2 protein-coding genes are annotated in these 1,531 nt (G+C 39.8%); both read right to left on the reverse strand.

Annotated features, from left to right (window positions below; all coding sequences use genetic code 11):
* Positions 1–86: 86 nt before the first annotated feature.
* Positions 87–878 carry an acyl-ACP--UDP-N-acetylglucosamine O-acyltransferase gene (gene lpxA / locus IBX42_RS12485; RefSeq protein ID WP_294932872.1) on the reverse strand — a complete coding sequence of 264 codons (792 nt, stop codon included), beginning with the start codon at positions 876–878 and terminating at the stop codon, positions 87–89.
* A gap of 14 nt (positions 879–892) precedes the next feature.
* The gene (gene fabZ, locus IBX42_RS12490) at positions 893–1,339 is read right to left on the reverse strand and encodes a 3-hydroxyacyl-ACP dehydratase FabZ (RefSeq protein WP_294932884.1); all 447 of its coding nucleotides are present in this window, start codon (positions 1,337–1,339) and stop codon (positions 893–895) included.
* Between the last annotated feature and the right edge of the window lie 192 nt (positions 1,340–1,531).

Consider the following 1,531-nt stretch of genomic DNA (forward strand, 5'->3'; position numbering starts at 1 on the left):
TAATTATTACGGTATCGGGAGTAATCCCGCTACCTACGTTAACACTTGGTTCTCTTTGGCAGAGAGCCCAAAGCACTTGTGCTTTTTTAGTCATCGTTTTTCTTTCTTTCGTAGGGGATTCCACGTTTTGTTTTGAGAATAAAGTTGCAAAGAGTTTGGACTTGGTGGTTTTTAGTTTTTTCAATCAACTCGCTTGCAACGTCTTTTAACGGTTTTCCTGCCTCAAAAAGATCTCTGTAGGCAGATTTTAACTCATCAATATCTTCACGGCTTAAATGTCTTCTAAGCCCCGTTAGATTTAGACCTCTAAGGGTTGCGCGATTTCCCTCTGCCATACAAAAAGGAGGAACGTCTTGAGCCAGAGCAGATGCACCTGCTACCATCGCATAATCGCCGATATGAACAAATTGATGTATAGGCGTCATCCCGCCAATAACGGCATAATCACCCATCTCAACATGTCCTGCAAGTGTTGCAGCATTTGCTAAAATACAGTGATTGCCGATGATTACGTCATGCCCGACATGTACATAACCCATAAAAAGGTTGTGAGAGCCGATAATTGTTTTGCCGCCGCCGCCTTTTGTGCCGGGGTTAAAAAGGGTAAATTCTCTGATCTTGTTATTGTCTCCGATGATTAGCTCTACATCTTCGCCTGCAAACTTAAGATCTTGCGGAGCCGAACCGATTACTGCATGTGAAAAGATATGGTTATTCTTTCCAATAGTAGTTTTTCCGTAGACAGAGCTGCTTTGTTCTATCTTTGTACCGTCGCCGATGGTGGTGGCTGCTGAGATAAAACAGTATGGTCCTATCTCGACATTATCGCCTATAACCGCACCATCTTCAATAATTGCCAAAGGGGAGATTTTATTCAATGATTTACCTTTTCTTACTTATCAACTATCATAGCTTTTAGTTCAGCTTCTGATACTAAAACATTATCAACATAAGCCTTGCCGTCAAGTACCCAGATTTGACCTTTGTTTTTTATGACGCTTATGCGGTACTCAAGTCTATCACCCGGTTTTACGGGAGTGCGAAACTTCGCTTTATCGATGCTCATAAAATAGACTACTTTGTTTGCAGCTTCCTCTTCGGTCATATCGCCCATACTTTTAAATGCCAATATGCCGCCGGCTTGTGCCATTCCCTCTAAAATCATAACGCCTGGATAGATCGGATGACCCGGAAAGTGACCTTGAAATATGTTGTCGCCTATTGTTACGTTTTTAAACCCGATAAGAGACTCTTTCTCTTTAATCTCTGTAACTCTATCTAGAAGTAAAAAAGGGTAGCGGTGAGGTATAATTTTTTGAATTTCTACAACATCCATAATCATTAGTAAAACCTTTGTAATTTAATAAATTCGGTTATTCTACCAAAATAAATATTATAGAATCATTAGTTTTTCTCTGGTGTCCTCATAAGTTTTGGCATCAAGTTCTACAGTTAGCTTTGTTTGTGGTATTTCAATTACGACAATAATCGGGCTTAAATTGTAGCTTGTATCTGTGAGTGTATCTCTAAA

The sequence above is a fragment of the Sulfurimonas sp. genome (assembly GCF_014859695.1).
In the GTDB taxonomy this organism is placed as follows: Bacteria; Campylobacterota; Campylobacteria; order Campylobacterales; family Sulfurimonadaceae; genus Sulfurimonas.